This window comes from Sphingopyxis sp., assembly GCF_035998905.1.
In the GTDB taxonomy this organism is placed as follows: domain Bacteria; phylum Pseudomonadota; class Alphaproteobacteria; order Sphingomonadales; family Sphingomonadaceae; genus Sphingopyxis.
This window is the reverse complement of record NZ_DASYHG010000030.1, coordinates 47,135-72,760: the sequence shown is the minus strand read 5'-3', so window position 1 is coordinate 72,760 and position 25,626 is coordinate 47,135. Positions and strand designations below refer to the sequence as shown.

At 64.9% G+C, this 25,626-nt stretch carries 26 protein-coding genes and 1 tRNA gene; 19 read left to right on the top strand and 8 right to left on the bottom strand.

Annotated features, from left to right (window positions below; all coding sequences use genetic code 11):
- Positions 1-5 precede the first annotated feature (5 nt).
- From smpB to VGN62_RS19835, 13 genes are all read left to right on the top strand, one after another.
- Complete coding sequence (smpB, locus tag VGN62_RS19895; RefSeq protein ID WP_327457193.1) at positions 6-491, top strand: SsrA-binding protein SmpB; 486 nt, start codon at positions 6-8, stop codon at positions 489-491.
- A complete protein-coding gene (locus VGN62_RS19890) occupies positions 488-1,111 on the top strand; it encodes a DUF2062 domain-containing protein (RefSeq protein WP_327457191.1) in 624 nt (207 codons plus the stop codon). The genes smpB and VGN62_RS19890 overlap by 4 nt, the downstream gene beginning before the upstream one ends.
- A gap of 96 nt (positions 1,112-1,207) precedes the next feature.
- Positions 1,208-3,268: a M13 family metallopeptidase gene (locus tag VGN62_RS19885; RefSeq protein WP_327457189.1), complete on the top strand. Its 2,061-nt coding sequence runs from the start codon at positions 1,208-1,210 to the stop codon at positions 3,266-3,268.
- An 89-nt stretch (positions 3,269-3,357) separates the two neighbouring features.
- Complete coding sequence (locus VGN62_RS19880) at positions 3,358-5,742, top strand: hybrid sensor histidine kinase/response regulator (protein WP_327457756.1); 2,385 nt, start codon at positions 3,358-3,360, stop codon at positions 5,740-5,742.
- Positions 5,732-6,085, top strand: a complete 354-nt coding sequence (locus tag VGN62_RS19875) for a response regulator (protein ID WP_327457187.1) — start codon at positions 5,732-5,734, stop codon at positions 6,083-6,085. Before VGN62_RS19880 ends, VGN62_RS19875 begins: the two co-directional genes overlap by 11 nt.
- 122 nt (positions 6,086-6,207) lie before the next feature.
- Positions 6,208-7,287, top strand: a complete 1,080-nt coding sequence (recA, locus tag VGN62_RS19870) for a recombinase RecA (RefSeq protein WP_327457184.1) — start codon at positions 6,208-6,210, stop codon at positions 7,285-7,287.
- Between the two features lie 195 nt (positions 7,288-7,482).
- Positions 7,483-8,298: an agmatinase gene (gene speB / locus VGN62_RS19865; RefSeq protein ID WP_327457182.1), complete on the top strand. Its 816-nt coding sequence runs from the start codon at positions 7,483-7,485 to the stop codon at positions 8,296-8,298.
- 18 nt (positions 8,299-8,316) lie between these two features.
- Positions 8,317-8,967: a glutathione S-transferase family protein gene (locus VGN62_RS19860; protein WP_327457180.1), complete on the top strand. Its 651-nt coding sequence runs from the start codon at positions 8,317-8,319 to the stop codon at positions 8,965-8,967.
- Positions 8,957-9,550, top strand: coding sequence for a hypothetical protein (locus VGN62_RS19855; RefSeq protein WP_327457178.1), 594 nt, complete (start codon positions 8,957-8,959; stop codon positions 9,548-9,550). Before VGN62_RS19860 ends, VGN62_RS19855 begins: the two co-directional genes overlap by 11 nt.
- Positions 9,551-9,674: 124 nt before the next feature.
- Entirely contained in the window at positions 9,675-10,196 is a 522-nt protein-coding gene (locus VGN62_RS19850) for a hypothetical protein (protein ID WP_327457176.1), read from the top strand.
- On the top strand, positions 10,175-10,414 hold the full coding sequence (locus VGN62_RS19845) for a hypothetical protein (protein ID WP_327457174.1): 240 nt from the start codon (positions 10,175-10,177) through the stop codon (positions 10,412-10,414). Before VGN62_RS19850 ends, VGN62_RS19845 begins: the two co-directional genes overlap by 22 nt.
- Before the next feature lie 62 nt (positions 10,415-10,476).
- Positions 10,477-13,140 carry an alanine--tRNA ligase gene (gene alaS, locus VGN62_RS19840; RefSeq protein ID WP_327457172.1) on the top strand — a complete coding sequence of 888 codons (2,664 nt, stop codon included), beginning with the start codon at positions 10,477-10,479 and terminating at the stop codon, positions 13,138-13,140.
- Positions 13,137-13,613: an SRPBCC domain-containing protein gene (locus VGN62_RS19835; RefSeq protein ID WP_327457170.1), complete on the top strand. Its 477-nt coding sequence runs from the start codon at positions 13,137-13,139 to the stop codon at positions 13,611-13,613. The genes alaS and VGN62_RS19835 overlap by 4 nt, the downstream gene beginning before the upstream one ends.
- A 121-nt stretch (positions 13,614-13,734) precedes the next feature.
- On the opposite strand, the gene VGN62_RS19830 is transcribed toward VGN62_RS19835, so the two are convergent.
- Both VGN62_RS19830 and VGN62_RS19825 read right to left on the bottom strand, forming a co-directional pair.
- Positions 13,735-14,148 (bottom strand): holin family protein, encoded by a 414-nt coding sequence (locus tag VGN62_RS19830; protein WP_327457168.1) that lies wholly within the window; start codon positions 14,146-14,148, stop codon positions 13,735-13,737.
- 61 nt (positions 14,149-14,209) lie between these two features.
- Positions 14,210-14,779: a glycoside hydrolase family 108 protein gene (locus VGN62_RS19825; RefSeq protein ID WP_327457166.1), complete on the bottom strand. Its 570-nt coding sequence runs from the start codon at positions 14,777-14,779 to the stop codon at positions 14,210-14,212.
- A gap of 72 nt (positions 14,780-14,851) precedes the next feature.
- Between VGN62_RS19825 and VGN62_RS19820 the strand changes: the two genes are divergently transcribed.
- Both VGN62_RS19820 and VGN62_RS19815 read left to right on the top strand, forming a co-directional pair.
- The gene (locus VGN62_RS19820; RefSeq protein WP_327457164.1) at positions 14,852-15,829 is read left to right on the top strand and encodes an NADPH:quinone oxidoreductase family protein; all 978 of its coding nucleotides are present in this window, start codon (positions 14,852-14,854) and stop codon (positions 15,827-15,829) included.
- A gap of 98 nt (positions 15,830-15,927) precedes the next feature.
- Positions 15,928-16,251: an EF-hand domain-containing protein gene (locus VGN62_RS19815; protein WP_327457162.1), complete on the top strand. Its 324-nt coding sequence runs from the start codon at positions 15,928-15,930 to the stop codon at positions 16,249-16,251.
- Here VGN62_RS19815 and VGN62_RS19810 read toward each other — a convergent pair.
- From VGN62_RS19810 to VGN62_RS19800, 3 genes are all read right to left on the bottom strand, one after another.
- Positions 16,248-17,021, bottom strand: coding sequence for a TSUP family transporter (locus tag VGN62_RS19810; RefSeq protein ID WP_327457160.1), 774 nt, complete (start codon positions 17,019-17,021; stop codon positions 16,248-16,250). The genes VGN62_RS19815 and VGN62_RS19810 overlap by 4 nt on opposite strands.
- Positions 17,022-17,086: 65 nt before the next feature.
- Positions 17,087-17,830, bottom strand: a complete 744-nt coding sequence (locus tag VGN62_RS19805; protein WP_327457158.1) for a sulfite exporter TauE/SafE family protein — start codon at positions 17,828-17,830, stop codon at positions 17,087-17,089.
- Between the two features lie 52 nt (positions 17,831-17,882).
- A tRNA-Pro gene (locus VGN62_RS19800) sits at positions 17,883-17,959 on the bottom strand.
- 247 nt (positions 17,960-18,206) lie between these two features.
- Here VGN62_RS19800 and yajC point away from each other — a divergent pair.
- The 3 genes from yajC to secF are packed head-to-tail and all read left to right on the top strand — an operon-like array spanning position 18,207 to position 21,198.
- On the top strand, positions 18,207-18,536 hold the full coding sequence (gene yajC / locus VGN62_RS19795; RefSeq protein ID WP_052182143.1) for a preprotein translocase subunit YajC: 330 nt from the start codon (positions 18,207-18,209) through the stop codon (positions 18,534-18,536).
- Between the two features lie 55 nt (positions 18,537-18,591).
- On the top strand, positions 18,592-20,205 hold the full coding sequence (gene secD, locus VGN62_RS19790) for a protein translocase subunit SecD (RefSeq protein WP_327457155.1): 1,614 nt from the start codon (positions 18,592-18,594) through the stop codon (positions 20,203-20,205).
- 12 nt (positions 20,206-20,217) lie between these two features.
- Positions 20,218-21,198, top strand: a complete 981-nt coding sequence (gene secF, locus VGN62_RS19785; protein WP_327457153.1) for a protein translocase subunit SecF — start codon at positions 20,218-20,220, stop codon at positions 21,196-21,198.
- 63 nt (positions 21,199-21,261) lie between these two features.
- Here secF and VGN62_RS19780 read toward each other — a convergent pair whose 3' ends face one another.
- Together VGN62_RS19780 and VGN62_RS19775 are read right to left on the bottom strand one after the other, a co-directional pair.
- Positions 21,262-22,437: a glycosyltransferase gene (locus tag VGN62_RS19780; RefSeq protein ID WP_327457151.1), complete on the bottom strand. Its 1,176-nt coding sequence runs from the start codon at positions 22,435-22,437 to the stop codon at positions 21,262-21,264.
- Entirely contained in the window at positions 22,438-22,998 is a 561-nt protein-coding gene (locus tag VGN62_RS19775; RefSeq protein WP_327457149.1) for a helix-turn-helix transcriptional regulator, read from the bottom strand.
- A gap of 88 nt (positions 22,999-23,086) precedes the next feature.
- On the opposite strand from VGN62_RS19775, the gene VGN62_RS19770 reads away from it, so the two are divergent.
- A complete protein-coding gene (locus VGN62_RS19770) occupies positions 23,087-23,569 on the top strand; it encodes a DUF6456 domain-containing protein (protein WP_327457147.1) in 483 nt (160 codons plus the stop codon).
- A 196-nt stretch (positions 23,570-23,765) separates the two neighbouring features.
- Here VGN62_RS19770 and VGN62_RS19765 read toward each other — a convergent pair whose 3' ends face one another.
- Positions 23,766-25,541 (bottom strand): ABC-F family ATP-binding cassette domain-containing protein, encoded by a 1,776-nt coding sequence (locus VGN62_RS19765; RefSeq protein ID WP_327457145.1) that lies wholly within the window; start codon positions 25,539-25,541, stop codon positions 23,766-23,768.
- Between the last annotated feature and the right edge of the window lie 85 nt (positions 25,542-25,626).

Here is a 25,626-nt window from a genome sequence, read left to right as displayed (position 1 = left end):
TCGTCATGGCCCGTCCCCAGTCCGCCGCCGAATTCGACAAGAAGAAGGTCGTCGCCGAGAACCGGCGCGCGCGCTTCGACTATGCCATCGAACAGGTGTTCGAGGCGGGAATCGCATTGCAAGGGACCGAGGTAAAGGCGCTGCGCTTTGGCGAAGGGACGATCGCCGAAAGCTATGCCGAGGTGACCGGCGGGGAAGTGTGGCTGATCAACAGCAATATTCCCGAATTCAGCCACGGCAACCGGCATAACCACGAGCCGCGCCGGCCGCGCAAATTGCTGCTCAAGGGGCGCGAGATCAACAAGATGCACGCGGGCGTGATGCGGCAGGGCATGACGCTCGTTCCCTTGAGCGTCTACTTTAACAGCCGCGGCCGCGCGAAGGTCGAACTGGCGCTCGCCAAGGGCAAGAAGGCACACGACAAGCGGGAGTCGATCAAGGAGCGCGACTGGAAGCGCGACAAGGAGCGGCTGATGAAGGACCGCGGATGAGCGGCGGCAAGCCTCGCGACAAGGCAGCGGTGATGAACTGGATTCGCCGTAATTCGCCATCGCGCGAAGAGCTGCTCGAGAGTCGCTTCGTCAAACCCTTCGCGCACCGCGTCGCGCACAGCCATTTGTGGCGCTTCACGCGCACCTCGGTCCGGCGCGGAACCGCGCTCGGGCTTTTCGTCGGCATCTTCTTCCTGATCCCGGGCGTGCAGATACTCGGCGTCGCGCTGCTCGCGCTGCCGTTCCGCGCCAACATCCCGATCGGCGCGGCGATGACTTTCCTGTCGAACCCCGTGACGACCCCGCTCATCCTCGCGGCGTCGGTGTGGCTGGGCAGTGCGCTGTTCGGGCTGCACACCAATGTATCGAACCTCTACATCCTCTACGACGAGGGCGCTTCACTGGTCGAATGGTGGCACTGGTTCACCGCCAATGCGGGCACCGCGCTGCTCGGCGGGCTGGCTGGCCTGTTCGTGATTTCAGTCGTGTCGGCCGTGATCGGCTATGTCCTCGCGTCGCTGATCTGGGACAATTGGATCCGCCTGCGCTGGCGCCGCAAGATCCGCCGCGCGCGCGACCAACGACTTGAGGCGTCGACGAGCGACACGGCCGCCGGTTGAACCCCCCAACCGCCAGCGTATAGCTGTCACATCGCTAATCCATATCGTGTCCGAGCGGCACGGATTTTCGCTTCATATTGAACACTGGGGAATATCATGACTCTGCATATTTCTTCGCGCCTGATGGCGACCGCCGCGCTTGGCGCGCTGATGCTGGCCGCCGTTCCGGCTACCGCCAAGGACAAAGCCGCCACCGCGCCTGCCGCTACGCAAACGGCGGCAAAGCCCGAAATCGGTGATTTCGGCTTCGACCTCGGCGGCATGGACAAGAGCGTCCAGCCGGGCGACGATTTCTACGGCTACGCCAACGGTACCTGGGCGAAGAACACCCAGATTCCCGCCGATAAATCGAACTATGGCATGTTTACCGCGCTCAACGATCTGTCGCAGACGCGCACGCGCGAAATTCTCGACACGGCCAAGGGCGATCCGAACAGCATGATCGGCCGCGCCTATGCGTCCTATCTTGATAGTGCGACGGTTGAGGCAAAAGGGCTCGCGCCGATCCAGCCCTGGCTGAACAAGATCCGCGCCGTCGAAAAGCCTGGTCTTGCCGCGCTGCTCGCCGAAGCCGACCGCAGCGGCGTCCAGCATTTCTTCGGCGGCTATGTCGGGCAGGACGACAAGAAACCCGACGTCTATACCTATATCATCTTCCAGGGCGGCATCGGCATGCCCGACCGCGACTTCTACCTGAAGGAAAATGAGCGCAACACCTCGCTCCAGGCGGCATATCTCAAGCATCTCGAAAATGTCCTGACGCTTGCGGGCGAAGCCAATGCAGCGGCGCGCGCCAAGGCAATCTACGATTTCGAAAAGCGGGTTGCGACGGTCCATTGGGACAAGAATGACAGCAGCGACGCGACCAAGGCGTATAACAAGATGACGATCGCCGAACTCGCCAAGGCGGCGCCGGGCTTCGACTGGCCGACCTTCATCCGCGGGATCGGGGTCAAGGAGGATACGCTGATCGTATCGCAGCCGAGCGCCTTCACCGGCGAGGCAAAGCTGCTCGCCGACGCGCCGATCGCGGTGATCCGCGACATGCTGATCGTGCGCAGCCTCGACGGTTTTTCAGGTGTCCTGCCCGACGCGGTCGCAAAGGAGACTTTCTCTTTCTATAACACCGCGCTTTCGGGCACCCCGCAGATGGAGGAACGTTGGAAGCGCGCGGTCGACTTCACGACCGGCAATCTCGGCGACGCGGTCGGCAAGGATTATGTCGCGAAATATTTCCCGCCCGAGACCAAGGCAGCCATGGACACGCTGGTGAAAAATGTCCTGGCATCGATGGGGAGCCGCATCGACGGCCTGACCTGGATGCAGCCGGCAACGAAGGTCAAGGCGCGGAAGAAGCTCGCCAATTTCACCACCAAGATCGGCTATCCCGACCAGTGGAAGGATTACGGCAAGCTGGAGATCCGCGCCGACGACCTGTTCGGCAATGCGCTGCGAGCGAACCAGTTCGCGCACGATGATAACATCGGTCATCTTGGCGGGCCGATCCGCCGCTGGGAATGGTTCATGACCCCGATGACGATCAACGCCTATGCCAATTTCGGCATGAACGAGATCGTGTTTCCCGCCGCGATCCTGCAGCCGCCCTTTTTCGATCCGCACGCCGACGCGGCGATCAACTATGGCGGTATCGGCGCGGTAATCGGGCACGAGGTCAGCCATCATTTCGACGACCAGGGCGCGAAGTATGACGAGACCGGCAAGCTGGCCGACTGGTGGACGCCCGAGGACGTGAAAGCGTTCGAGGCTGCGGGCGCGGCGCTGATCGCGCAGTATAACGCCTATGAAATCTTGCCCGGCGAACATCTCGACGGCAAGTTCACGCTGGGCGAGAATATCGGCGATCTGGCGGGTCTGACTATCGCGTACGACGCTTACCAGAAGTCTCTTGGCGGCAAGGAAGCCCCGGTGATCGACGGTTTGACCGGCGACCAGCGCTTCTTCCTCGGCTGGGCGCAGGTGTGGCGGCGCAACTACCGCGAACAGAATCTGTCGCAGCGGATCACGACCGATCCGCATTCGCCCTCGATCCAGCGGACTTGGGTCTCGCGCAATCTTGACCCTTGGTATAAGGCCTATCAGATCAAGGAAGGCCAGAAGCTCTATCTGGCACCCAAGGACCGCGTTCGCATCTGGTGATGCGCTGAAAAGAAAGTCTGTCGTTGACCGCGCAAAGCCCGCCCTCCGCTGATGGTGATTTCATCAGGGGGGCGGGTCCCGCCGGGCCGCTGTCGGCTCCGGCGGGCCTGTCGCGGCTCGACATTGCGTTGCTTGGGGGGCTTGCGCTGTTGTCGGCGGGGCTGCTGTTCTGGGCGACCGGCAACGCGATCCTGGCGGCGGGTTTCCTCGCCGGGCTCGCGGTTGCCGCCGGCGGCGTGCTGCTCGCGCGGCGCCTGTTTCCCGCAGCGGTGGTCGGCGAAGCCGCGCTGCCGGACTGGACGATGCTTCGGCAGGCGGTCAATCATGACGATATCGCGATCGCGGTCACTGATCGCGCCGGCCGCATGGTGTGCGCGAACGACCTGTTCGCGACATGGTTCAATGGTTTTGTCACGCCGCCGGGGCTTCCGCTTGAAGGCCGCGGCGCCGACGTGCTCAAGAACGCCGGTCGGGTCGCTTGGCGCGACGGCGAGGGGCGTGCCGACGATATCGCGATCGGTCCGCTGCAATTGCGCGCGCAGGTAACGCGCACGGGGCAGGCGGAAGATTATCTCGTCTGGCGCTTCTCGGCGCTCGAACGGCTCGATCTTGCATCGGAAATCGTCCGCCACCTCGATGGCCCGGCGGGCCGGACATTGGGACATGCCGGGATCATGGCCGCGCTGGTAAGCGCCGAAGGGCGGCTGCGGGTCGCGAACCAGGCCTTCCTGCTCCGCGCGCTGGGTGAGGATGATGCGAGCCATTATGCGGGCCGCGACGTCGCGCCGATGATCCGGCTCGACGAGGGGGGCGCGCTCTATTTCGCGCGCGAGGGCGACCGCGCGACGCCGGTGCGGATGATCCAGATTCCGCTGGCGCCCGCCGATGCGAATACGCCGATGCTGCTCGCGATGCTCGACGAGGAGATGGGACCGGCGGACCGCGGTACCGCACAAACCTATGTCGAAACTTTGCTGTCGTTGCTCCCCTTCGGGCTCGCGATGGTCGATCGCGACGGGCGCTTCCTCTATATGAACCGCGCGTTTGTGCGCGCCGCGAGCGTTCCCGATGGCAAGATGCCGCGCTATCCTGGAGACATCGTCGTCGGCGAGGACAAGGGGCCACTCGCCGACATGATCCGCCGCCACAGCAGCGGGCAGCAGGTCGGCGGCGACCTGTCGATCCGGCTCGCGGGGCAAAGCGGCGATCCCGTGTCGATGCGCGTCGTTGGGGTGCGCGGGCTGGGCGAGGCCGCCGTGCTGCTCAGCCTCAAGGATTCGAGCGAGGAGTCGCGGTTGAAGCGGCAGGTCGCGCAGGCATCGAAGATGCAGGCGGTTGGCCAACTCGCCGGCGGCGTCGCGCATGACTTCAACAATATCCTGACCGCGGTGCTCGGCGCATGCGACCTGATGCTGATGCGCCACACGCCGGGCGACAGCGATTATGACGATATCCAGCAGATCCGCAGCAACGCCAATCGCGCAGCAAGCCTGACGCGGCAACTGCTCGCTTTCTCGCGGCAACAGACGTTGCGGCCGCAGATATTGCAGCTTCCCGACGTGATTTCAGAGGTGTCGCACCTGCTGAAGCGGCTGATCGGCGAGACCGTACAGCTCGCGGTACATCACGGTCGCGGGCTCGGCGCGGTGCGCGCCGATCCGGGGCAGCTCGAGCAGGTCATCATCAACCTTGCGGTGAACGCGCGCGACGCCATGCCGGGTGGCGGCACGCTGACGATCGAAACTTATCCGGTCTCGGCGGCCGACGTGCGGCAGATGGGCAATGAATTCATGCCGCCCGCCGACTATTGTGCGCTCAAGGTCAGTGATACCGGTACCGGCATCCCGGCCGACGTGCTGCCCAAGATTTTCGAACCCTTCTTCACTACCAAGGACGTCGGCAAGGGGACGGGCCTCGGCCTCTCGACCGTCTATGGGATCATCAAGCAATCGGCGGGCTTCATCTTTGCCGACAGCAAGCCGGGGCAGGGGACGAGTTTTTCGATCTATCTGCCCGTTCACAGGGCGGAGGGTGATGTGCCAGTGGTGGCACCTCCGCCCGCCAAGCCCAAGAAGAGCCAGTGGGGCACCGGCACCATCCTGCTCGTCGAGGACGAGGATATGGTGCGCGCGGTTGCGGAACGCGCATTGACGCGCGCGGGTTATAGCGTTGTCACCGCCTCGCAGGGCGAAGAGGGGCTCGAGCGTTTTGCCCAGATGGAGAAGATCGATTTGATCATCAGCGACGTTGTGATGCCGACGATGGACGGCCCCGCGATGGTGCGCGCCATGCGCGCCAAGCGCCCCGACCTTCCGGTCCTGTTCATGTCGGGTTACGCCGAGGAGCAGTTGCGCCAGTCGATCGACATCGACGATGTTGCCTTCCTGCCCAAGCCCTTCTCGGTTGCGCAGCTTGCCGAGGCAACCTCGGCGGCGCTCGACGACGCGGCGCATCGGGTGTCCAATGGCGAGTGATCGCCGCATCCTGCTCGTCGAGGACGACGTTTTGATCGGCATGATGCTCGCCGACATGTTCGACGCGCTCGACCTTCCCGAACCCGCGCAGGCCACCAGCAACGAAGAGGCGCTTGCGCTGATCGCCAGCGAGCCGCTCGCCGGCGCGCTTGTCGATATCAACCTTGGCGATGAAAAGGGCTGGCCGGTGGCCGATGCGCTCGCCGAACGCGGCATTCCGTTCGCCTTCACCTCGGGCGGCGGCGATGTCATTCCGCCCGCGCATGCGCATCGCAAGCTGATTACCAAGCCATTCCGGATCAGCGATATCGAGACGGCGCTGGAAGAGTTTTCGGCCGAATAGCAAGCTCCCCGCCGGAACGAGTTTAATTTTTGTTCCCCACTTGTTCCATGAGAACAAATGTGGCACATAGTTCCGGCGTTGCGATGCTTCTGCTGTCGCTCTAGAGCTGGAAAGGGACGGTTATGGCCGGACAATTGTCACTCGTCGAATCGGGGAAATCAGTGAACAACACGGACAGGCAGAAGGCGCTCGACGCCGCGCTCGCGCAGATCGATCGCGCGTTCGGCAAGGGCTCGGTGATGAAATTGGGCTCGAAGGAAGCGATGCAGGTTGAGGCGATCTCGACCGGTTCGCTCGGCCTCGACATCGCACTCGGCGTCGGCGGTTTGCCGCGCGGCCGCGTCATCGAAATCTACGGCCCTGAAAGCTCGGGCAAGACGACACTGGCGCTTCACACGCTCGCCGAAGCGCAGAAGACCGGCGGCACCGTCGCCTTCGTCGACGCCGAACATGCGCTCGACCCCGTCTATGCACGCAAGCTCGGCGTCAATATCGACGAACTCATCGTGTCGCAGCCCGATACCGGTGAACAGGCGCTCGAAATCGTCGACACGCTTGTGCGGTCGAATGCGATCGACGTGCTTGTCGTCGACTCGGTCGCGGCGCTCGTTCCGCGCGCCGAAATCGAAGGTGAAATGGGCGACAGCCACGTCGGCCTGCAGGCGCGTCTGATGTCGCAATCGCTGCGCAAGCTCACCGGCTCGATCAGCCGTTCGCGCTGCATGGTGATCTTCATCAACCAGCTGCGCATGAAGATCGGCGTGATGTACGGCAATCCCGAAACCACGACCGGCGGCAACGCGCTCAAATTTTACGCATCTGTCCGTCTCGACATCCGTCGCACCGGCCAGATCAAGAATGGCGACGAAATCGTCGGCAACACGACGCGCGTGAAGGTCGTGAAGAACAAGGTCGCACCGCCGTTCAAACAGGTCGAATTCGACATCATGTACGGGCAGGGCATTTCGAAGATCGGCGAGATCCTCGACATCGGCGTCAAGGCCGGCCTTGTCGAGAAATCGGGCGCGTGGTTCAGCTATGACTCGATCCGCATCGGGCAGGGCCGCGAAAATGCGAAGAATTTCCTGACCGAGAATCCCGAACTGCGCGAGCGGCTCGAAGCCGCGATCCGCGGCCGCACCGACGCGGTCGCCGAAGAAATGATGGCCGGCCCCGACGATGAGGGCGACGACGACAATTGATAGCCTTCCGGCCGGTTCGCTTTGGTGGATCGGCCGGCGAACGGCGGCGGGCCTCCAGCCCCCTCCTTGCCCCTACCGGGGCGCCTGCATTCCCTCTCCCCTGCAGGTCGGTCCGCCCGCCGTTGACTTCGCGTGACTTTTCATGCCCTTTCCGCTTGATCCTTGCTTGGCCGCGCCCAGCGGGTACAACGCGCCATGCCCGCGATCCGTCTCTTCGGCCTGCCGACCGACATCAATAGCAGCTTCGAACGCGGCGCAGCCGCCGGCCCCGCCGCGATCCGCGCCGCACTTTGGAGCGATCGCGGAAATATGGCGAGCGAACTGGGCCCCGAGATTGGTGCCGAGGTTGCCTTTACCGACGATGGGGATTTGCCGCTGACCGAAGATACGGCGCGCGACGACGTGGCGATCCGCCGTCACGTCACGATGCTCCACGAAGATGGCGAGGTGCCGCTCGCGATCGGCGGCGACCATGCCGTAACCTTCCCGCTTGTCGAGGCTGCGGCGACCTGTTTCGGCCCGGTCAATATCCTCCATTTCGACGCGCACCCCGATCTATACGACGATTTTTCCGGCAACCCGCGCAGCCACGCTTCGCCCTTTGCGCGCATCTGCGAAGCTGGTCATGCCAAGCGGCTGGTGCAGGTCGGCATTCGCACGCTCAACGGCCACTGCCGCGAGCAGGCAGACCGGTTCGGCGTTGAGATTGTCCCCATGGCGGGTTTCATCCCCGATGCGGTCCCGGTGCTCGAGGGACCGCTGTATATCTCGATCGATCTCGACGGCCTTGATCCGTCAGCAGCGCCGGGTGTTGCGCATCCCGAGCCGGGCGGGCTGACGGTGCGCGAGGTCCTTGCCATATTGCACAAGCAGACGGCGCCCATCGTCGGCGCAGATATCGTCGAATTGCATCCCGGTCGCGATATCGGTGGTGTCACCGCGATTCTCGGTGCCAAGCTGGTTCGCGAGCTGGCGGCGCTGATCGACCGCAACGGTCCTTGCCAAGATTGAACCCCCGAGGAGAGCGCCATGAGCCTGATCGTCCACCATCTGAACAACAGCCGCTCGCAGCGCATCCTGTGGCTGCTCGAAGAAATCGGCGCGCCGTACGAGGTCAAATATTATGATCGCGATCCGGTTACCAACCTTGCGCCACCCGAACTGCTCGCCGTCCATCCGCTCGGCAAGTCGCCCGTGATCGAGGAGCTCGACGATGCCGCCCCTGGCGGAAGGGGCCGCGTGATCATCGAATCGGGTGCGATCACCGAATATCTGTGCGAACGGCACGGCGGCGGGCATCTGGTGCCTGAACGCGGCACCGACGATCATATCAGCCACCTCGAATGGCTGCATTTCGCCGAAGGGTCGGCGATGACGCCGATCCTGCTGCGCATCTATACGGCTCGGCTCGGTGAAGCCGCCGCGCCGATCGAACCGCGTATCGCGCAGCAACTCGACGCCCATTTCGCCTATATGGAAAGCCGCGTCGGTGCGAATGGCCATTTCATCGGCAACGACCTGTCGGCGGCGGATATCATGCTGAGCTTCCCGGCCGAAATCGCGATCATGCAGGGCATGGCGCCGCGCTATCCGAAGCTCGCGGCGTTCGTGAACGCGTGTCACGACCGTCCGGCATGGCGGCGCGCGCGTGAAAAGGGCGGCGCCTATTATGGCTATTGAATATCGGGGCCGCGCCATGCTGACGGTAGCGGTCCTGCTTTTCGGAACCTCCGCCGCGACCGCGGCACCACCGGCGCTAGCGCCGGAGGTGGAGCGGGAGGTGGTCGCTCCCGACGGCGTCACGTTCAAACCATCGGCTTTAGACGAGGAAGGCGCCATCGATCGCTTTGCCGAATATACTCTTGCGCTCGAACGCCGCGATTTCGCGGCGGCTTATGCGATGTTGCGTTTGTCGTTTCAGGCGGCGAACCCGCGGCTCGAATGGGAAATGAACTTGCGCAAGCGGACCACCCTGTGGGCCGACGGCCAGATCCGCCCGTTGCGCCTGAGCTGGTATCTCGACCCCGCGGGGCAACCCGCGGGCCTCTATGCCGCGTTCGATTTTCGAGGGGATCGGAAGGACGGGACGATGGACTGCGGTTATGTCGTCGTTCACCGCGTGACGCCCGCCGACGGTTGGACCGTCGTGCGCACCGATACGTCGGAGGTTCCAGCCGATCTGATCGAGGACGCCGTGCCCAAGGCCGACGTGCTACGGCAACTGCCCTGCTATCTGGGCAAGGGAATCGCGACAAACTTCTGAGACTATGAAGAATTGCGCTTGCATCGCGGCGCCCTCCCCAACACGATGGTCGCGTGCTGCAAGGGGGGGCTTCGACCTTTGCGGCATGAGGTCGCGGTTCGAAGGAATCGTTTGGGGGGATTACATGACGACCATTTTTTTCGCGGCGCTTGTGGCGTCGGCGCAACCCTTGCCTGCAATCAAGATTGACGCGGTGCCGGGAAAGGGGTTTTCGGCGACCGTGGCGAAGATCGATGCGGATCAATATGATCCGGTGGTCGATTGTATCAAGGTGCTCGCCGAGCAACGCTGTGGAGCCAAAAAGGTGCGCTTTGGCCGCTATTTCTTCGACAATCAGATCGACGTCGAGCGGGGTGTCACGGTCATCAAGGACTTCCGGCAGGCCTTCACCTGTTACGATCCGGCAACCGATCCGTACAAGCCCGTTCCGGCGGACTGGAAAGCGGGCGCGACCGAGGTGACCGCCGCGACGCGGTTTGCGCAGCGCTTTGTCGACAATCTCGACGCGGGCAATGGCGCATTGCTCGCGAAGCTGATGGATCCGCAGCTTGAACCTACGGTAGCCGAGATGAAGCGGTTCAGCGATGAGGCGAAGATGCATCAAACAGGGCGGGCGAATTTTCGGTGCGGCTCGATGGCTGGTTGAACAATCCGGTCGATGCCAGCTATCCTGGAGCCTACGCCTATTTTGCGGTGCTGAGCTCGCATCCCGGTGTCGCTGGAACCTGCGGCGGCATCTTGCTCTACCGTGTGCGCGAGGGCGAATATCAGGTTTCGCAATATGATGTGCGCTATATCTCTCAATCGCTGATCGACGACGCGGGTTATAGCGACGAAGAACTCAACCGCCTCTGTGAGCGCTAAGTGAGGGGCACGGCGCGTATCTCTTGCTTGAGAAACGCGCCGTTCCGCACTAGATCGCGCGCATGACATCGACCAACGACATTCGCCGCTCTTTCCTCGACTATTTCGGGGGGACGGGCCACCACATCGAGCCGTCGGCGCCGCTCGTGCCTTACAATGACCCGACGCTGATGTTCGTCAACGCGGGCATGGTGCCGTTCAAGAATGTCTTCACCGGCCTTGAAACGCGGCCGTACAAGACCGCGGTCTCGTCGCAGAAATGCGTGCGCGCCGGGGGCAAGCACAACGACCTTGACAATGTCGGCTTTACGGCGCGGCACCATACATTCTTTGAAATGTTGGGGAATTTCTCCTTCGGCGACTATTTCAAGGAGCAGGCGATCCACCACGCCTGGACGCTGATCACCAAGGTGTGGGGTCTCGCGCCCGAAAAGCTGACGGTCACCGTCTATCACACCGACGACGAGGCGTTCGACCTGTGGAAGAAGATCGCGGGCCTGCCTGAAGAGCGGATCATCCGCATCGCGACGAGCGACAATTTCTGGTCGATGGGCGACACGGGGCCGTGCGGTCCGTGCAGCGAAATCTTCTATGACCATGGCGAGCATATCTGGGGCGGCCCCCCGGGATCGCCCGAAGAGGACGGCGATCGCTTCGTCGAAATCTGGAACCTCGTGTTCATGCAGTACGACCAGCGCGGTCCGGGCGACCGGATCGACCTGCCGCGGCCGAGCATCGACACGGGCATGGGGCTGGAGCGCATCGCAGCGGTGCTGCAGGGCGTTCACGACAATTACGACACCGACACGTTCAAGGCGCTGATCGCCGCATCGGTCGACCTGACCGGCGTCCCGGCCGAGGGCGGAAGCCAAGCGAGCCACCGCGTCATCGCCGATCATCTTCGCGCGTCGAGCTTCCTTGTCGCCGACGGTGTCCTGCCGTCGAACGAAGGCCGCGGTTATGTGCTGCGCCGGATCATGCGCCGCGCGATGCGCCACGCGCATCTGCTCGGCGCCAAGGATCCGCTGATGTACCGGCTGCTGCCGTCGCTGACCGCCGAGATGGGCGCGGCCTATCCCGAGCTGATCCGCGCGCAGCCGTTGATCGCCGAGACGCTCGAGCGCGAGGAGACGAAGTTCCGCCAGACGCTCGACAAGGGGCTGCGCCTGCTTGACGAGGCGACCGTGGGCATGAGCGCGGGCGCGACCTTGCCCGGCGACGTCGCGTTCAAGCTCTATGACACCTATGGCTTCCCCTATGACCTGACCGAGGATGCGCTGCGCACGCAGGACATCGCGGTCGACCGCGCGGGCTTTGACGCCGCGATGGCACAGCAGAAGGCGGCGGCGCGCGCGGCCTGGAAGGGCAGCGGCGAAAAGGCGTCGGAGGAAATCTGGTACGATATCGCCGAGACCAACGGCAGCACAGAATTCACCGGCTACACGTCGACCGAGGGCGAGGCGACGGTGATCGCGCTCGTCAAGGACGGCGTGCCGGTCGACGAGGCAAAGGCCGGCGATGAGCTGGTCGTGCTGACCAACCAGACGCCTTTCTATGGCGAGAGCGGCGGCCAGATGGGCGACGCCGGCACGATCGCGACGCTGGGCGGCGCCAAAGCGTCGGTTAGCGACACCGGCAAGCCGCTCGGCCGCTTGCACACGCATCAGGCGAAGCTCGAAGCCGGGACGCTGAAGGTCGGCGATACGGTGCAGCTGACCGTCGACGCCGCGCGGCGTGACCGAATCCGTGCCAACCACAGCGCGACGCATTTGTTGCACGCGGCGCTGCGGGGACGGCTCGGCGGGCATGTGACGCAAAAGGGCAGTCTCGTCGCCGAGGACCGCTTCCGCTTCGACTTCTCGCATCCCAAGGCGCTTACGCCGGAGGAAATCGCCGATATCGAAGCCGAGGTGAACGCGCAGATCCGCGGGAACGAGGCGGTGACGACGCGGCTGATGACCCCCGACGACGCGGTCGCGGCGGGCGCGCTCGCGCTGTTCGGCGAGAAATATGGCGACGAGGTGCGCGTGCTCAGCATGGGACATGCGGACGATCACAGCTATTCGGTCGAGCTGTGCGGCGGGACGCACGTCCGCGCGCTGGGTGATATCGCGCTGTTCAAGATCGTCAGCGAGAGCGCGGTCTCGTCGGGCGTGCGGCGTATCGAGGCGCTGACCGGCGATGCGGCGCGCGTCTGGCTCAACGGCCGCGACGAAGCGCTGAAGGCGGCGGCCGCGGCGCTCAAGACCTCGCCCGACGATGTACCGGCGCGCGTGGCGCAGCTTGCCGAGGCGCTCAAGAAGGCCGAGCGCGAGCTGGCCGATGCGAAAAAGGCGCTGGCGCTCGGCGGTTCTGGCGGCGGTGGCGGCGCGGCGACGGGGCCGGCGGTCGAGCAGGTCGGTGATACGGCGTTCCTCGCGCAGGTCGTCGACGGGCTCGATCCCAAGGAACTCCGCGGCACGGTCGACGGCCTCAAGAAGCAGGTCGGTAGCGGCGTCGCGATGCTCGTCGCGGTCAACGACGGCCGCGCTTCGGTTGCGGTCGGCGTGACCGACGACAAGACGGCGAGCCATAGCGCGGTCGACCTCGTCAAGGCGGCGGTCGCGGCTCTCGGCGGGCAGGGCGGCGGTGGCCGCCCCGACATGGCGCAGGGCGGCGGCCCCGACGGCAAGGCCGCCGACGACGCCGTGGCGGCGGTGATGGCTGCGCTGGCGGCGACGATTTGAAACCGACCAAGAAGACGAGGCGCACCGATCATGCCGAACGGGTGATCGCTGCGCCGCTCGTCGATGTCTTCGCGGCCTTCACGAGCGCGACAAAGCTCGCTTTATGGTTGCCGCCCGAGGGGGCGACGGGGACGTTCGAGCATGTCGATTTGCGCGCGGGTGGCGGCTTTTTGATGCGGCTGACCTTCGATGACGCCGATGTCGAGACCAAGAGCGACGACGATAGCGATATTGTTGAAGTCTATATCCCGACGCTCGACGACGGGCGGCTGGTGGTGTGGCAGGTCGAATTCGAGTCCGACGACCCGCGTTTTTCAGGGACGATGGACATGCACTGGTATCTGTCGCGGCAGGGCGGCGGCACGCTGGTCACGATCGACGCGCATCACGTGCCGCCGGGGATTTCGGCGAAGGATCATGTCGAGGGGTTGACCAGCTCGCTCGCGAATTTGGCGGCGGTGGTTGAGAGCTGACCTCAAATAAGGCGCGTGTCCCCGCGAAGGCGGGGACCCATCTCCTGCCGGCTCAAAATGGCGCGGACCGGTGATGGGCACCCGCCTTCGCGGGTGTGCACGGCTTCTTTTCGCGACGGAGTCAGCCCTCGACCCCCTTCGCTTTCCCCCACGCCCGCGCGGCGGTGTAGCCCAGATAGCCCGTGCCGAAGAGCGCGTAGAGCGATTCCGGAATCCCCGCGAGATAGGCGTTCATGCCGTCGGCGATTCCCTTTGCCATCTCGGGGCGCGCCGCGGCGATCAGGCCCATCGGGATCGCCCAGAGCAGCAGCGCATACATCACATAGAGGAAGCTCGGCCGCGCGCGGCTGGTCCACGGGTCGGAGCTGTTCGCCTCGGCGACGATCGCGGTCATCCGGGTGCGGATTGCTTCCATTTCCTGGCTGCCCTCCATTTTCAGCAGTTCGAGCTTGGCGCGGTCGCGCGCTTCGGGGTCGGGGATGATCTTGTCGATCAGCTTCGCGATGGGGCCGATCAGGCCTTCGATGATGCTCATGGCAATGCTCCTGCAGGTTCAAAGTTCAGGGAAGTTCAGCCCAGTGGCGCGTCGTGAGCTGTCAGCCGTCGCCGATGCGGTTCGCGAGCCAGCCGTAGAGGAAGGCCTCCTGGCTCGGGCGGCGCTCGGCGAGCGCGATATAGCGTTCGCCCTGCAGCGCCTCCATCGCGCGCAGAAGAACGGTTTCGCCGGCTTTGCCGCGTGCTTTCAGGAAACCGTCGAGTGCCGACAGCGTCCGCGGGCCGATTTCGCGGTCGACGGCGATGTCGGGATAATCGCGCGCCGTTCGGTTGAGCGCGTTGAGCGCGCGCTGGAGGAAACCCACCGCGCTACCGGTGCCCATGTTGACCCCGGTGTCGAAGAGTTCTGCGGCGATCCTGGCTGCGCGGAGTGCGACCTTGTCGAAACCGGGGCGCAACCAATAGAGACGGCGGTAAATGCTCGCGGCCTCGCTCCGTGACAGGTCGCGCATCGGGCCCGCATAGCCCTGCGCGCGTGCAACGGCTTCGGTGATTCCCCAACAGGTCGGGCCGCCGCGGTCGGCGGGGTGGTTTACATATCGGCCTTCGCGGTCGATGACGGCGTCGATCAACGCGTCGGCATCGCAGGCCGATGGGTCGGGTCGTGGCATGATTCGCTCCTGTGGTTCGACGGAAAAACAAAACGAACCATATTGGAATATTGTAGGAAAGGGTTTTTCGCCATGCGGGCTTTGCAGGTGCGCGAATTGCTGCCCGATCATGCGGGCGCGGCGCTGGCGGATTTGCCCGTACCCGTGCCCGGACCGGGCGAGGTGCGCGTGCGGGTGCGCGCGGCGGCGGTGAATTTCCCCGACCTGTTGATGACGGGCGGCGGCTATCAGTTGAAGCCCGACCTGCCATTCGTGTCGGGGCTGGAATTTTCGGGCGAGGTCGATGCGGTGGGCGAGGGCGTGCGCGGCTGGGTGCTCGGCGACGCTGTCGTTGGCGGCAATCGCTTTGGCGCGATGGCCGAATATGTCGTTGTCCTCGCGGGGGCGTTGCGCCCGAGGCCCGTGGCGCTGGATTGGGACGAGGCCGCTGCCTATCCCGTCGCATATCTGACCGCTTGGGTCGCGCTGGTTCGCTGTGCGCGGGTCGAGCCGGGCGAGTGGGTGCTTGTTCACGGTGCGGCCGGCGGCGTCGGGCTGGCGACGGTCGATCTGGCAAAGGCGCTGGGTGCGCGCGTGATTGCAGTCGTGAGCAGCGCGGAAAAGCGTGACGCGATTGCGCGGCTCTATGCGCCCGATGCGGTGATTTCGGCCGGGCCGGGTTTCCGCGAGGCGGTGAAGGCGCTGACCGATGGTCGGGGCGCCGACGTGATTTTCGATCCCGTCGGCGGCGATGTCTTCGATGAATCGACGCGCTGTATCGCGTTCGGCGGGCGCCTGCTCGTCATCGGCTTTGCATCGGGACGCATCCCGGAGGTGTCGGTGAACATGCCGCTGATCAAGGGCTTTTCGGTCGTCGGCGTGCGCGCGGGCGAATATGGGCGGCGCTTTCCCGAACGCGGGGCGGAAAATGTCGCGGCGATCGACGCGCTGGCGGCAGCGGGAAAAATCCGGCCGCACGTCCATGCGTCGCTCGACCTTGCCGACTGGCGCGAAGGGTTCGCGATGCTCGAACGGCGCGAGGTGGTCGGCAAGGTCGTGCTGAAACCGTGACGAGCCGAAGCCGAAGCCATGGTTTTGCACCGCGCAAACTGTCATGTCCGTGCCGGGGCGTCCCGGCGTACAAGCCGAACAAGACCAAAGGACATGATATGAAGAAATGGACGATGATCGCGGCAGGTTTCGCGTTGACGCTTCCCGCGGTAGCCGTTGCCCAGCCGCCGCAGGATGGCGGCCGCATGTTTGCGACGATCGATGCCAATGGCGACGGCAAGCTGGACAAGGCCGAGCTTACCAAAATGGCCGAAATGCGCGCTCGGCAGCAAGGCGATCCGGCGATGGCCTCTCCCGAAAAGGTCGAGGCCTTCATCAAATTTGTCGATGCGAACAGCGACGGGGTAATCGACAAGGCGGAGCTGGCGGCGAAACAAAAGGCGCGGGCCGAACCGCCGCCGCCGGCCGAAGACCAGCGCTAGAAGAGCGTCCAGAGGGGATTGGCGGGGTCGGCGAGCAGCTTCGCGGTCAGGGCAAAGGACATGATCACGAGCAGCGGCCGGACCCCGCGCCCGCCGAAGCGGATCGCGAGCCGTGCGCCGAGCTGGTTGCCTGCGACATTCGCGGCGGCCATCGACAGGCCGAGCAGCCAGAGGACGTGACCGCCGACGATCATCGCAAAAAGCGCCGCGATATTGGTCGCCAGATTGAGGAATTTGGTGTTGCCGATCGCGCGGACGAGCCCGAGGCCACCGAGCGCGACGAGGGTCAGCGTCATGAAGGAGCCGGTGCCGGGACCGAAAAAGCCGTCGTAGAAGCCGAGCGCCGCGACGATGAGGGTGAGCCCGACCGGCCCGACGCGCGCATGGCGGTCGACGCTGCTCATCGGCGGGGCGAGCAGGAAATAGAGCCCCATCGCGATCAGCAGGATCGGCACGAGCGCGGCGAGGAAATCGGAGCGCACATATTGCACCGCGGTCGCGCCGAGCACCGAGCCGGCAAAGGCTCCGGCCGCGGGCCATGCAAAGCGACGGAGGTCGACATGGCCGCCGCGCCAGAAGGTCAGGAAAGCCGATGCGGTGCCGATCGTGGCCTGCAGCTTGTTGGTGGCGAGCGCCGCGACCGGAGGAATGCCCGCCGCCATCAGCGCGGGGATGGTGAGCAGGCCGCCGCCTCCTGCCATCGCGTCGATGGCCCCGGCGAGGAAGGCGACGCCGATCAGGAAGGCGAAAATTTCGGGAGCGAATTCCATGGCGGGCCTGTTAGGCGTGGGGCCGCGGTTTGGCCAGTGGCGGGCGCGCGAATAGCAATGCGGCCTCAGGCAAGGGCGATCCGGAATGCCTGGACGAGGAAAGTGGCTCCGACGATGGTGATGATCCAGCGGCGGCTGGCGCGGAAATGCGCCTCGCTGATGCGATCGAGAAGCGCGCCGCCGACCATTATGCCCGCCATCGATGCGAGAATCGCGACGACGGTCACCGGCAGCGGGATCGCCGCGCGTGCCGGGGCGCTGAGCAGCAGCCCGCCATAAACGAATATCTTCGACGCATGGCCGATCGCCTGCATCACCGCCTTGGTCGCAACGACCTGATGCCGGTTCAGCTTGCTGCGGACGAACAGCAGGTCGGTGACCGGGCCCGATACGCCCGATACGAGCGCGAGGCCGGTCGAGACGAAGCCGCCGCCGATCGCGTGCCCGCGCCGCGTCGCATCGAGCGACAGCCAGCTTTCGGGGAGCCAGACGAGGATCGGCATCAAGCCGAGGCCGAGGAAGACGTAAAATCTGGTCGGCGAGAAGATCAGCAGGGAGAAGAGGCCGATGGCGGCCGCGGCACCGATCCCGAACCACAGCAGGACGGGCCATGCGACATGGTGGCGGTGCAGCAGGAAGCGCCATGCGTTCGACGCGAACTGGATGACCCCGTGTAGCGCCAGCGCGAACGCGGCGGGCAGCAGCCATGCGAGCACGCCCATGAAGATGAGGCCGCCCGCCATGCCGAAGACGCCCGAAAGGATGGAAGTCAGGAAGGCGGCGATCACGATCAGCACGCTTGCCTGCATCGTATCTCGCTTTCCGTGAGGATGCGGACCGCAATATCGGCGGTTCAAAATTTGGTCGGGACGAGAGGATTCGAACCTCCGACCCCCACACCCCCAGTGTGATGCGCTACCAGGCTGCGCTACGTCCCGACCGGCCCTGTTGGGCAGGCGAGGCCCCTAGCGCGGGTTGGCGGGCGATGCAAGCGGCGATGGCCGGTAAATCGGCACGGGGTTGATCTGACGGCGCGACTTCCCATTTCGGCGAGGCTTGCCAAGGGGGAGGGGCGCGCACGACCGGTTGCGCGCAACGCCCCTGCGTGATAGGCGCCGCGCCATCTTTGCGCGCCTGTTCCGGAGGGGGAACTGGCTGCGCGTTCGAACGGAAAGTTTTTCACTCATGTCGACGCAATTGCTTCTGACCCAGGCGGCCGGATCGGGCGGCGGGGCTGCCGGTTTCCTGATGCTGGTCCCCTATCTACTGATCTTCGCGGTATTCTGGTTCTTCCTGATCCGTCCGCAGCAGGTCCGCGCCAAGGAGCATCGCGCCAAGGTTGCGGCGGTGAAGCCGCGCGACCAGGTCGTGACCGGCGGCGGCATCGTCGGCAAGATCACGCGCGTCGACGATGATTTCGTCGATGTCGAAATCGCACAGGGCGTGAAGATCAAGGTCGTGAAATCGACCCTCGCCGACGTTCTCCAGCCCGGTGGCAAGCCCGCCAACGACTGACGCGGCGGTGGCGGCGTTCGCCGCGGCCCCGCGCTTGCTATCGGATTTCTAGACCATGCTCGATTTCCCGCGCTGGAAGACCATCAGCATCAGCATCAGCCTGCTGCTCGGTATCATCTTCTCCATCCCCAGCTTCCTTCCCGAAAAGACGGTGAACAGCCTGCCGTCCTTCCTGCAGGCGAAGGTCAATCTGGGCCTCGACCTTGCCGGTGGTAGCCACCTCTTGCTCGAAGCCGACATCGCCGACCTGCGCAAGACGCAGCTCGCGAACATGGAAAAGACCGTGCGCACGGCCATGCGCGGCGAGAGCGGCCCCGACGACGATATCGCCATCGGCGAGCTGTCGACCGCGGGCGGCAAGATCAGCTTCCTCGTCCGCGACCTCGCGAAGCTCGACGAAGCGCGCGAGCGGCTGTTCAACGAGACGCGCGGCGCGCAGCTGACGGGACAGCGCGACTGGACGGTCACCGTCGTCAATTCGACGCGGATCGAGATGACCCCGACGAGCGCGGGGCAGACGCAGGCCGTGGCGAACGCGATGGACACCGCGCGCGACATCATCGACAAGCGCGTCAACGCGCTCGGCACGCGCGAACCGACGATCATCCGCGAGGGCACCGACCGCGTCGTGGTGCAGGTGCCGGGCCTCCAGGATCCAGCCGCACTCAAGGAATTGATCGGCAAGACCGCGCGCCTCGAATTCCGCATGGTCGATACCAACGCCGACCCCAACGAAGCCGCAGCGGGCCGCGTGCCCGTGGGCAGCGAGATCGTTCCTTATGCCGAAGGCGAGGGCAGTGGCGCGGCGTTCGAAGTGCTGCGCCGCCAGGTGATGATCAGCGGCGAACAGCTGATCAACGCCCAGCAAAGCTATGATCCGCAGAACAACCAGCCGGTCGTCTCGATCCGTTTCGATTCGGGCGGTTCGGCGACCTTTGCCAAGGTGACGGCGCAGAACGTCGGCAAGCGTTTTGCGATGGTGCTCGACGGCAAGGTACTGTCGGCGCCGTCGATCAACGAACCGATCCTCGGCGGCAGTGCCCAGATTTCGGGCAGCTTCAGCGTCGCGAGCGCGAACGCGCTGGCGATTTCGCTTCGCTCGGGTGCGCTGCCGGTGAAGATGACCGTCGTCGAAGAGCGCACGGTCACCCCCGAACTCGGCGCCGATTCGATCCGCAAGGGTGCGATCGCGGGCATCATCGCAACGGTGTCCGTGCTCGTGCTGATGCTCGTCGTATACGGCCGCTTCGGCGTCTATGCGTGCGTCGCGCTGGTCTTTAACGTCTTCATGATCATCGCGGTCATGGCGGCGTTCAATGCGACATTGACGCTGCCGGGGATCGCCGGCTTCGTGCTGACGATCGGCGCCGCGGTCGACGCGAACGTGCTGATCAACGAGCGCATACGCGAGGAATTGAAACGCGGCCGAAAGGTCTTCCAGGCTGTCGAACTGGGTTACAGCGAGGCAAGCCGCGCGATTTTCGACGCCAACGTCACCAACGTCATCGCGGCCGCGTTGATGTTCTGGTTTGGTTCGGGCCCGATCAAGGGCTTTGCGGTGGTTCTGACCATCGGGATCGTCACCAGCGTCTTCACCGCCGTCACCGTCACGCGCATGTTCGTAGCCCATTGGCTGCGGACCAAGCGCCCGACGTCGATCAATATTTAAGGGAGCGAAACGATGCGCTTGCTGAAACTCGTTCCTGACGACACCAATATCGACTTCTTGCGGTGGCGGAAAGTCGCCTCGTTCATGAGCTTTTTCCTCGTGGCCGTGTCGATCGCACTGGTCGCGGTGAAGGGCCTGAACCTCGGCGTCGACTTCGTCGGCGGCCAGTCGGTCCGCGTCGAATTCACCCAGGGGATGCCGCCAATCGACGAAATTCGCGAAAAGGTCGGCGACATCGGCCTTGGCGAAGCGACGATCCAGCAGTTCGGATCGGACAAGGCGGTGTCGATCCGTACCGCGCTTCCCGACGGCGACAAGGCCGCCGCCGAGCGTGCGGGGCAGCAATTGGTCTCGGGTATCCACAAAGCCTTCCCGACCGCGAAGACCGGTTCGGTCGAAACCGTGTCGGGCAAGGTTTCGGGAGAATTGATACGCACCGGCGCGATCAGCCTCGGCCTCGCGATCCTCGGTATCTCCATTTATATCTGGATACGCTTTGAATGGCAGTTCGGCGTTGGTGCGCTCGGCCGCCTGTTCCACGAAGTGTCGCTGACATTCGGCCTGTTCGCGGTGACGCAGATGCAGTTCGACCTGAACAGCGTTGCGGCGCTGCTCACGATCGTCGGCTATTCGCTCAACGACACGATCGTCGTCTATGATCGCATTCGCGAGAATCTGAAAAAATATCGCAAGATGGAGATTATTCCGCTCCTCAATCTCAGCATCAACGAAACGCTGTCGCGTACGGTCATGACGACGGTCGCGATGGTTCTGGCGCTGGGCATGCTGTTGATCTTTGGCCCCGACGTGATTTTCGGCTTTACCGCTGCGATGCTGTTCGGCGTGTTCATCGGCGGCTATTCCTCGGTGCTGATGTCGACCCCGGTGCTCGTGTGGCTGAAGGTCGGCCCGCACAGCTTTGTCCCGCGTACGGTTGCGGGCATGGACGGCGGTGAACGCATCGAGCGCAAGGACGACGGCGCGGTCGTCTGACGCAATCCCGTTTCGAAAAAATCGGTGCCGGCCCGCTCATAGAGCGGGCCGGCGTTGCCGTATCTAGCGACCGGCGCAGCCGCGGAGATGCGCGGCGAGTTCGCGGCCGTTACGGTCCCAGTCGAAGCGGCCGGCAAGGCTCGCCGCGACATCCGGCGAGGCGGGCGGATTGGTCAGAATGGCCGCGACGGCTTCGGCAATCGCGCCCGGTGCGCGCTCGACGATCCGGCCGGCGGTTGGCGACGTCACCAGTTCGGCAGCGCCGCCCGCGTCGCTGATGACGATCGGCGTGCCGCAGGCGAGCGCTTCGACCCACGCATTGGCGAGGCCCTCGCTCGCCGACGGCATGACGACGGCATCGGCGGCGCGGTAAAGCGGCGGCAGCTCGGCGTTCGCGACGGGACCCATGAAATGGACGCGGGTATCGACGCCGAGCTTTTGCGCGAGCGCGCGATAGCGGCTTTCCTCTTCGCCGGCGCCCGCAAGCCAATAATGAACGCTGGGAAGCGCGGGCAGGGCTTCGATGACCAGTGCCTGCCCCTTGCGCGGGATGAGCGCGCCGACGGTCAGGATGGCGGGGGCATCGCCCATGCCGAGCGCCGCACGCGCGGCAGCGCGGTCGCCGGGATGGAAGCGCGCGGTGTCGATCCCCGTGTAATGAACCGCGACCTTGGCCGGGTCGATACCGATCGCGGCCATATCGCCCTGCATCGCGGCCGAGACGGCGAGCAGGCGGGCGGCCTTGCCGGCGGCTTCGATCACTTGCGCTTTCGTCGCGCGATCATGCCCGAAATGGCTGATATCGGCGCCGCGCGCCTTGGCCGAAAACGGCAGCCCGAGCCGGTTGGCCACCCACATCGCGGCGGGGCCGTCGGGGTAGAAGAATTGCGCATCGACGACATCGAATTCGCGTTCGCGCACCGCCGCAAGGACCGCACGCGCAACCCGCTGCGGGTTAAAGCGCGCGCCGTAGCGCGGGATCAGCGTGAAGCGCGGACGCAGGACGGTGAGACCGTTCCAAGTCTCGGCCCGCGGCAGGTCGCGCAGCGCCCGATAGCGTTTGTGGAGCGATAACGGAAAGGGCGGCAAGCCGACGGGCGCGACGATTGTAAGGTTGATACCTGGCTGCGCTGCGAGCGCGCGCAGGCTCTTTTCGACGAAGAGCCCGAAGTTGGGGCGTGCAGCGTCGGGGAAAAGCGTCGCGATCGAGAGGACGCGGAGGGGCGAGGGAGCGGGCACTCAGAGCGAGCGAAGCAGGCGAACCGCGACCGCAGCCCATGGCGGGTTGCTGACGACCTGCTGGCGCTGCCCGGTGCCGAGCGGGAGCAGGTGGAGCTTTTCGCCGTCGACGTTGAGCAGGCGTGCGAAGAAGAAGCGGCCCGCGGGGCGCGGAACGAGCAGGTCGCGGTTGAGCACGCTTGCCCAGTCGCCCTCGATCCGGCGGCACCAGATTTCGTCGCCGGCGCGATAGTCGCCGATCGACGAGGTGACGCGCACCGCGACCATATCCTCGCCCGGACGTGCGGTGAGCGCCTGTTCGACGCGTGTCGGGGCTTGCGCGCCCTCGGCACCGAGCAGCGCGGTGATGGTGAGCTGGGTGTCCTGCGGCAACTGGACGAGTTCGGCCGCCTCGACGCCGAGCGCGGCGGCGATGCGGTTCATCCAGCCCAGCGACAGCGTGCGTGTGCCGGTTTCGAGGCGGCCGATCGTTTGCGCGGTGGTCGGTGGAACGCAGCGCTGACCGACTTCTTCGAGTGTCAGCCCTTTTGCGCGGCGAACCGAACGGATGCTGTTGATCATGGCGGCAACTTTCGGATAACCAAATCGGTTTCTTCTTTCCTACAAAATATTCCAGTGTCAACCCCGGCGTGAAGCAAAGGAGAATCGTATGACCGCACGCCGCCTCGAGACGCGCCTTCACCCCGACGACCGGATCGATCCGGGCAAGGCGGGGCCGCAGGTAATGCGCCATGTGACGGTCCATGTTGCCGAGAGCCCGATCGCATGGCTGGCGTCACGCGGGCATCTGACCGACGCCCAGTTTCGCGCCGGCGAGCGGCTGCGCGCAGATTATGAGCGCGCGGGGCTGGCGGGGCGGGTGACGATGCGCTGGGATGCGGCGCCGCCCGCTAAAAGCCGCGGCGGCGCGCGCGCGTCGGATGCCTCGCTGGCGCGGATCGATGCGCACCGCCGCTTCCATGGCGCTCTCGATGTGGTGGGACCGGGGCTGGCCGATATCTGTTGGCGCGTCATCTGCGCGGGTGAGGGGATTGGCGGGGCCGAGAAAATGCTGGGGTGGCCGGCGCGGTCGGGCAAGCTGGTGCTGGGGCTTGCGCTCGACCGGCTGTCGCGCTTTTACGGGACGGGGTGAGGCGCGCGGATGGCTGGTTACGAACGGTTGCGGACGTCTCGGCTCTTATAACTTCGTCATTCCCGCGAAAGCGGGAACCCAGTGTGGGATCAGCTTACGCACGCTCTGGGTCCCCGCTTTCGCGGGGATGACGAATATTGGGTGTGGCAGCTTTCCACCCCAAGGCGGACATGCCGCGAACGCTGGCGATCGCCACTTAACCGAGCGCTTCCACCTCTTCGGCCAGCACGAGCCAACGGTCCTCCGCCGCCGCCTTTTCGTCGCGCAGCGTGTCGAGTTTGGCCGTCAGCATATTGAAGCGGGCATTGTCGCGCGTGAACAGGGCGCCGTCGGACAGTTCGGTTTCGATCCCCGCCATCTCTGTCTCGATCTCCTCGATCCGACCGGGCAGCAGGTCGTAGTCGCGCTGGTCCTTGTAGCTCAGTTTCTTGCGCGCGGTCGGTGGGGGCGGGGGCGCGGTGGTCGCGGCCTTGGCCCTGACGCTATTGGGTTTGACCCGCTTCGCTTCCCAGTCGGCATAGCCGCCCGCGACGATGTCGACCCTGCCCGATCCGTCGAGGCCGAGCGTCACCGTGACGGTCCGGTCGAGGAAGTCTCGGTCGTGGCTGACGAGCAGCACGGTGCCGGCATAGTCGGCGATGACTTCCTGCAAGAGGTCGAGCGTTTCGAGGTCGAGATCGTTCGTCGGCTCGTCGAGCACGAGCAGGTTCGATTCGCGGGCGAATTCGCGCGCGAGGAGAAGACGCGAACGCTCGCCGCCCGACAGCGCGCCGACGCTGGCCTCGACGACGCCGGGGTCGAAGAGGAATTCCTTGAGATAGCCTTGGATATGCTTTTTTACGCCGCGCACCTCGACCCAGTCGCCGCCGTCGGCGAGGATGTCGCGCACGCGTTTGTCGGGCGAAAGCAGGCTGCGCTGCTGATCGATGACGATGCCGTCGAGTGTCGGGGCGAGGGTGATCTTACCCTCGTCGGGCTGGATTTCGCCGGTGAGCAGCTTGAGCAGGGTCGACTTGCCCGCGCCATTGGCGCCGACGATGCCGATGCGGTCACCGCGCTGGACGCGGAAATCGAAATTCTTGATGATCGTGCGGTCGCCGAAGCTTTTCGAGACGCCTTCGGCGACGATCACCGATTTCGAGCGCACATCGTCGTTGGCGAGGCCGAGCTTGGCGACACCGGGACCGCCGATCATCGCGGCGCGCGTCGCACGCATTTCCTTCAATTTTTCGAGCCGGCCCTGATTGCGCTTGCGGCGTGCGGTGACGCCGCGTTCGAGCCAGTGCGCCTCGAGGCGGAGCTTCGAGTCGAGCCTTTGCGCGGCGCGGGCTTCTTCGGCGGCAACCGCGTCGCTCCACTCCTCGAACCCGCCGAAGCCGATTTCCTTGCGGCGGATGCTGCCGCGGTCGAGCCACAGCGTCTGACGCGTCAGGCGCGTCAGGAAGGTGCGGTCGTGGCTGATCGCGACGAAAGCGCCGGTGTAGCGCGCGAGCCAGTTTTCGAGCCAATCGATCGCCGCGAGGTCGAGATGGTTGGTCGGCTCGTCGAGCAATAGGACGTCGGGGTTCTGCGCCAATGCTCGTGCCAGCGCGGCACGGCGACGTTCGCCGCCCGAGGCGCTGGCGGCGGTGCGCGACATGTCGATGCCGAGCTGATCGGCGATCGCGGCGACCTCAAAAGCTTCGGGCGCGTTGGGTGCGGCGACCGCGAAATCCATCAGCGTCGCATAACCCGAAAAATCGGGTTCCTGTTCGAGCATCACGACATGCGTGCCAGGGACGATCACCCGCTTGCCCTTGTCGGCGTCGATCTGGCCCGCGAGCAGCTTGAGCAAGGTGGTCTTGCCCGCGCCGTTGCGGCCGATCAGCGCGAGCCGGTCGCGTTCGCCGACATAGATGTCGAGGTCCTGGAACAGCCAGCCGCTGCCCTGCACAAGGCCGAGGCCTTCATAAGATAAAATCGGTGCTGCCATGATGAACGGCTCGCTACTGGCGCGTTCAGCATCATGCAAGCGCGCTGCGCACAAAGGCCGGAACGGGTTCGCTCCGTCTGCGTTA

Excerpts from the sequence above, each read along its gene's own strand:
- smpB (WP_327457193.1), top strand. The coding sequence starts at position 6 with ATGGCCCGTCCCCAGTCCGCCGCCGAATTCGACAAGAAGAAGGTCGTC.
- VGN62_RS19890 (WP_327457191.1), top strand. The coding sequence starts at position 488 with ATGAGCGGCGGCAAGCCTCGCGACAAGGCAGCGGTGATGAACTGGATT.
- VGN62_RS19885 (WP_327457189.1), top strand. The coding sequence starts at position 1,208 with ATGACTCTGCATATTTCTTCGCGCCTGATGGCGACCGCCGCGCTTGGC.
- VGN62_RS19875 (WP_327457187.1), top strand. The coding sequence starts at position 5,732 with ATGGCGAGTGATCGCCGCATCCTGCTCGTCGAGGACGACGTTTTGATC.
- recA (WP_327457184.1), top strand. The coding sequence starts at position 6,208 with ATGGCCGGACAATTGTCACTCGTCGAATCGGGGAAATCAGTGAACAAC.
- speB (WP_327457182.1), top strand. The coding sequence starts at position 7,483 with ATGCCCGCGATCCGTCTCTTCGGCCTGCCGACCGACATCAATAGCAGC.
- VGN62_RS19860 (WP_327457180.1), top strand. The coding sequence starts at position 8,317 with ATGAGCCTGATCGTCCACCATCTGAACAACAGCCGCTCGCAGCGCATC.
- VGN62_RS19855 (WP_327457178.1), top strand. The coding sequence starts at position 8,957 with ATGGCTATTGAATATCGGGGCCGCGCCATGCTGACGGTAGCGGTCCTG.
- VGN62_RS19850 (WP_327457176.1), top strand. The coding sequence starts at position 9,675 with ATGACGACCATTTTTTTCGCGGCGCTTGTGGCGTCGGCGCAACCCTTG.
- alaS (WP_327457172.1), top strand. The coding sequence starts at position 10,477 with ATGACATCGACCAACGACATTCGCCGCTCTTTCCTCGACTATTTCGGG.
- VGN62_RS19830 (WP_327457168.1), bottom strand. The coding sequence starts at position 14,148 with ATGAGCATCATCGAAGGCCTGATCGGCCCCATCGCGAAGCTGATCGAC.
- VGN62_RS19825 (WP_327457166.1), bottom strand. The coding sequence starts at position 14,779 with ATGCCACGACCCGACCCATCGGCCTGCGATGCCGACGCGTTGATCGAC.
- VGN62_RS19820 (WP_327457164.1), top strand. The coding sequence starts at position 14,852 with ATGCGGGCTTTGCAGGTGCGCGAATTGCTGCCCGATCATGCGGGCGCG.
- VGN62_RS19815 (WP_327457162.1), top strand. The coding sequence starts at position 15,928 with ATGAAGAAATGGACGATGATCGCGGCAGGTTTCGCGTTGACGCTTCCC.
- VGN62_RS19810 (WP_327457160.1), bottom strand. The coding sequence starts at position 17,021 with ATGGAATTCGCTCCCGAAATTTTCGCCTTCCTGATCGGCGTCGCCTTC.
- VGN62_RS19805 (WP_327457158.1), bottom strand. The coding sequence starts at position 17,830 with ATGCAGGCAAGCGTGCTGATCGTGATCGCCGCCTTCCTGACTTCCATC.
- yajC (WP_052182143.1), top strand. The coding sequence starts at position 18,207 with ATGTCGACGCAATTGCTTCTGACCCAGGCGGCCGGATCGGGCGGCGGG.
- secD (WP_327457155.1), top strand. The coding sequence starts at position 18,592 with ATGCTCGATTTCCCGCGCTGGAAGACCATCAGCATCAGCATCAGCCTG.
- secF (WP_327457153.1), top strand. The coding sequence starts at position 20,218 with ATGCGCTTGCTGAAACTCGTTCCTGACGACACCAATATCGACTTCTTG.
- VGN62_RS19775 (WP_327457149.1), bottom strand. The coding sequence starts at position 22,998 with ATGATCAACAGCATCCGTTCGGTTCGCCGCGCAAAAGGGCTGACACTC.
- VGN62_RS19770 (WP_327457147.1), top strand. The coding sequence starts at position 23,087 with ATGACCGCACGCCGCCTCGAGACGCGCCTTCACCCCGACGACCGGATC.
- VGN62_RS19765 (WP_327457145.1), bottom strand. The coding sequence starts at position 25,541 with ATGGCAGCACCGATTTTATCTTATGAAGGCCTCGGCCTTGTGCAGGGC.